The following is a 4,863-nucleotide window of genomic DNA, read 5'->3' on the forward strand; positions in this document are numbered from 1 at the left end:
CTGCCCCCTACCCCATTTTCAAAGATTCACCTCTTGCAACAACCAAAAACCAGCAAAAGCTTGTGCTTTGGGATCAGACTGTACACCGATAAAATGCACTCCGTTAGCTTTTTGCTTGGCTTCTTCAAAACCTTTGGCTTCTGCTAAAAGTTGAGGTTTTTTGATATTTGCCACAATCCAGCTTTCGGTTACACCAGTTTCTAAAAGCAATCTTGCTTCTTCGCTGGGATCAAATTTTAAGAAAGCTAAATCCAAACCAGACATCCAGCCTGCCAAGGGCAACGCTCTAGGTGAGAAAATTAAAATCCCAGGAATACGGGTTTCGGGTGAAACTTTCGCCAACTCTAGGGGGAAAGCTTCACCAAAGCCAATTTCCCACTCTGGCATTTCTGCCAAATCCGCAGCATCTAAGGTAACAAATACCCACTGCTGTCCTTCCAAAGCATCTGGTAAACGTTGCGGCAAAGGTTTCTCCAAGCGAACTGAGGGATTAGCCCCCCCTTGATACCCTGCCTCTTGAGGATACACTTCCTCCATGCGCTGTTCTAACCAATGGTTGAGAACTAAAGTACGGCGGCTAGGCTGGGCGGGAATGCCCAAATCTTGGCAGGCTTTAGTAATCATGTTGTTCATTTGGCGGCGGAAAAAGCGGATTTTAATTGGTGCTTTTCCAGCTTGGTTAATAGCTTCCTGTAATGCTGTCCGCAACCAGCCCGAATTTACCTGGGTACTGGGACAATATTGAGCATAGCGAAACAAAGAATCTACTTTTGTACTGATATCCAACGGGCTTTCGCAGACTAAAACTTCCCAAACTTTTTTCTGATTATCGTCCAAAATCGGACGGGAGTAAAAATCGATTTCCCAAATACTGCCCATGTTTTGCGGTAAAAATCTGGCTGTTATGTTTTCTTGATATCTCGATCATACGAGTGTTAGGGCAGCATGGAGAATAAGGGAGGGAGAGTGGAGGGAAAGTAGGAAAGACAAGGGGACAAGAGGGATTAATGAGTCTTTGAGGTGGATTAATGAGTCTTTGAGGTGGATTAATGAGTCTTTCAACTTAATGCTTCAAGTTGTAACTCTTCCCCATCTACCTTATCCCTCATCGTTTGAGCAGAATATAGAAAGTTTTTGGGTTAATAGGTTTTGCGATGACAAGGGAATTCATCAGGCGATCGCTCTTGGAGTAGTTAATTGTCTCCATAATATAAATACAAAGCATATATTAGGACTCATATTTGATTGCGTGAAAAAAACTCAGTACACCTTATATTTCTTCTTCCCAGTCCCCAGTCCCCAGTCTCTACGAGTAATTCAGGAATCAAATCGGATTGCTATAGATAATTAATATGAGTAGATTGCAGAAATTTGGCTATTGGACTTATGTCCTCTTAACTATCGCTATAAGTTTACTTGTACTCCGAGTTAATTTTTGCCTATTAACAGTGTCAGCCAAAGATTATGCACCTGGACAACTTAGTCCTGATGCACTAATGCAATTAAAGAACATTAAACGACGGTTAAATGCAGGTGAAGGAAAAACGATGCAGGCGTTTTTCCCAGAAGGATGGTTTTTTAGCCATATACTCTATGGTTATAGTTGGGTGAATCTTGCTTTGTCTTCAAAGTCCGAACCTCTTCGCCAACAAGCAATTAAAGAGGTGCGTTGGGTTTTATCTCAAGTAGATACACCCCAAGGACGCGCACCTTTTACAGCAGATACCCAAGTTGCCAATGGCGTATTTTATTTAGGTTGGAGTAATCGGTTGTTGGGTGGACTATTAAAAATTCAGTCACCAAAAGAGCGATCGCTCCAAGATATTACTCAATTTCGTGCCCAATCTCAAGAATTAGCCCAGGCGTTTACAAAAAGTCCCACTGTAACCATTGATGCTTATCCCGGACAAGCTTGGCCTTGTGACCAAACCGTAGCTTTAGCATCTTTAGCTTTGCACGATGAATTGTTTGATAGTAATTATCAGCCAGTAATTGGGCGTTGGGTTAGCTATACTCGCCAGCATCTTGATCCACAAACAAATTTAATTCCTCACAAAATTGATGCTGTGACTGGTGAAATTAAGATTGGCGCACGAGGTACCAGTCAAGTCTATCTTTTGCCGTTTCTACTAGAATTAGATTCAAAGTTTGCAAAACAGCAGTATGCTCAGTTTCGCAAACAGTTTGTTCCCTCAGTTTTAGGCTTTTTCCCCGTAAGGGAGTATCCCGTCAACGCAGATGGTCACGCAGATGTTGACTCTGGGCCGATTATTTTTGGCATTGGCCCAAGCAGTACAATTGTCAGTATTGCTCCAGCATATGCTTATCAAGATACTCAGTTGTTTGAGAGTACGCTCGCTATCATTGAAATTTTGGGATTACCGTTAGTATGGGGTGAGGAAAAGTCCTATGCTTTGGGGTTATTGCTAGTAATTGATGATTTTTTGGTTTGGGGCAAAACTTTAGTACCCTGGACGCAGGTTAATAATTCCGTCTACACCGAACAAAGACTTGCAAACAACATTCAGTTCTTGATTTTAAGTTCTGGAGTTGTGTTGCTTGTGCTTTGGAGTCCAATTGTTGCCAAACAGTTTTTAAACAAATGTGCTTGAAATTGTTGACTGATACACTTTGCTGTTCCAGTTAAATTTTATCCACAACTGTAATAGACCTCTTGCAAAAGTCGTTTTATGCCGTTAATTAACCCTCAGACTGAAATCACTGGCTCACCGAACAAAGCTTGCAAAAGCAGCCTCTAAAAGTTTAGTTGCTGAATTGAAAAGTATCCCCTCATTTTCCACGGTTAATCCAAACGCCTCTGAGTCCAGCTGCTTTAGCTGCATGATAGTCTTCTACAATGCTATCGCCAATATGCCATGCTGCCTGTGGGGAACATTTATGTTTGTCTAAAGCAATAGCAAAAATTTGAGGATCGGGTTTAGCTGCACGTACCTGGGTAGAAATGGTGACGGAGTTAAAAAACTCTCTCAATCCCAAACTTTGCAATACTGAGTAAATCCGAGAATCAAAATTCGACAGCACCCCCAAGGTAACTCCCAACCGCCGCCAGTTGATTAAAGCTGGTAAAACATCGGGATAAACAAACCAAGGTTCGGCAGTGCCAAAGTGGATGTAAAGTTCGCTAAAAAAAGCCGAAAAGTCAGAAAATTCCTTGAGAACACCTGCACTTTCAAAAGTGTTCAGGGCAATTATCCGCCACCAATCAAACTCGCGCTGGGGAATATCTTGCAGTTCTGCATCTGGAAATATCGGCGGCGGCGCTGCTTTAAAGCTTTTGATGAAGGCTGTATTCAATGTTTCGGCTGAAACTGTAACGCCAAATTCCTGGGCTATCTGACTATAAACTTCGCCCACACTACCTTTGACATCGAAGAGTGTACCCACAGCATCTAAAAAAATAACTTTCGGTTGTTCCATCAAAGTTTGATTGAATTGGGGATTGGGGATTGGGGAGTGGGGAGTGGGAAGAGTCACTAATGACTAATGACTAATGACTAACCTTAAGTTACTTAGAAAGTGTTTCTATGATCGGACGGACTAGCCAATTAAAACCAACTTTGAGTTGATGGTCTAAAGTTGGCAACCTATATAAATAGGCAATCCGACGGGCGACGGATGCCAAGGGACCATCTAGTTTAATTCCCAAACCCGTAAGAGTGGCGTTGTCTATGCCTAATGCCATCATTTCTCCTAACTGTTGGTAGCGGAAAGGAAGCAGGGAGCGATTCGTCAAACTTGCCCAGATATTCCAAGCAGTATAATCAGCTTGTTGGAAAGCCGCTTGTGCAGTAGCAGGGACTTGCTGTCCTTCAATATCATGACAGTCTGCTAAATCTCCCAAGGCAAAGATTTCTGGATGATCAAGGACTTGCAGATTGGAGGTAGTACTGATTTGACCACGCTGGTTTTGCTTGAAGGGAAGAGATTTCACTACGGGCGCAACCCTAGTTCCCACAGTCCAAATTACCAAATCTACGGGAATCGTGTCTAACTGGTTTTTGTACTCTAGGGAAATGGAATTTTGCTCTATTGATTCAACTTTGGTTTCTAAATCAAGAAACACGCCACGGGCTTCTATTGCTTTCTTTGCTGCTTCCCGGTTGAACTCTGGGGAAGTTCGCAAAATTTGGTCAGCAATTTCAACGATCCGAAAGCGTCCTCTTTCACCTAGTCTGTCGGCTAACTTACAGGCTAACTCTACCCCACAGTAGCCAGCCCCAATAATCGCTACCCGAATTTTATCAGCATCCGATTCTTCTAAAAATCGCAGGCGTTCTTCCAAACGATAAACATCAGAGATTGTGCGGAATGGGTAGGCGTAGGATGCTGCACCAGGTACTAAATCTAGTGGTGTCTCACCTCCTAGTGCCAACACTAAGCGATCGTAAGGGATTTCCGGTCCTTCATGTACATTTACCAGTTTCTGGTCGATGTCAATTCCAGACACAACCCCTTGATAAAAACGCACCCCTGTACCTTGTAAAAGTTCTTCAAACGGTGGGGCAATTTCCCAGGTTTGCAGTTCGCCAGTGAGTAATTCGTAAAGTAAAGGAGAGAATAGGAAGCGATCGCTTTGATCTACCAGAACAATTTCGGGTTTTTGCGTAGATTCCCAAGGTAACTGGCTTAAGCGCAAGGCTGTGTAGAGACCACCAAAGCCTCCGCCAAGGATACAAATTCTAGAAGTTTGTTGAGTCATCGATTCTATCTATGGGACGGTCAATGCTAGCTGGGCAACTAACTTCAGTCTAGTAAGTTAAAGCGGACTTTTCAAAATTCCATAAAGTTTTTGAGGAATTAGTCATTAGTCATTGAAGAGGACAAGGGGTAGGGGGCAGGGGG

5 protein-coding genes are annotated in these 4,863 nt (G+C 43.0%); 2 read left to right on the forward strand and 3 right to left on the reverse strand.

Features of this window, described 5'->3' with window-relative positions:
- Nucleotides 1-18 precede the first annotated feature (18 nt).
- The gene (locus tag ACFE90_RS36245; RefSeq protein ID WP_375507077.1) at nucleotides 19-879 is read right to left on the reverse strand and encodes a Tab2/Atab2 family RNA-binding protein; all 861 of its coding nucleotides are present in this window, start codon (nucleotides 877-879) and stop codon (nucleotides 19-21) included.
- Between the two features lie 187 nt (nucleotides 880-1,066).
- Between ACFE90_RS36245 and ACFE90_RS36250 the strand changes: the two genes are divergently transcribed.
- Together ACFE90_RS36250 and ACFE90_RS36255 are read left to right on the forward strand one after the other, a co-directional pair.
- Complete coding sequence (locus ACFE90_RS36250) at nucleotides 1,067-1,351, forward strand: hypothetical protein (RefSeq protein WP_375507078.1); 285 nt, start codon at nucleotides 1,067-1,069, stop codon at nucleotides 1,349-1,351.
- Nucleotide 1,352: 1 nt separating this feature from the next.
- Complete coding sequence (locus ACFE90_RS36255; protein ID WP_375507079.1) at nucleotides 1,353-2,612, forward strand: hypothetical protein; 1,260 nt, start codon at nucleotides 1,353-1,355, stop codon at nucleotides 2,610-2,612.
- A 178-nt stretch (nucleotides 2,613-2,790) separates the two neighbouring features.
- On the opposite strand, the gene ACFE90_RS36260 is transcribed toward ACFE90_RS36255, so the two are convergent.
- Both ACFE90_RS36260 and ACFE90_RS36265 read right to left on the reverse strand, forming a co-directional pair.
- A complete protein-coding gene (locus tag ACFE90_RS36260; protein WP_375507081.1) occupies nucleotides 2,791-3,438 on the reverse strand; it encodes an HAD-IA family hydrolase in 648 nt (215 codons plus the stop codon).
- Nucleotides 3,439-3,526: 88 nt separating this feature from the next.
- The gene (locus tag ACFE90_RS36265) at nucleotides 3,527-4,720 is read right to left on the reverse strand and encodes an NAD(P)/FAD-dependent oxidoreductase (protein ID WP_375507080.1); all 1,194 of its coding nucleotides are present in this window, start codon (nucleotides 4,718-4,720) and stop codon (nucleotides 3,527-3,529) included.
- Nucleotides 4,721-4,863: the final 143 nt, after the last annotated feature.

It is taken from the genome of uncultured Nostoc sp., from assembly GCF_964245445.1.
Taxonomy (GTDB): domain Bacteria; phylum Cyanobacteriota; class Cyanobacteriia; order Cyanobacteriales; family Nostocaceae; genus Nostoc.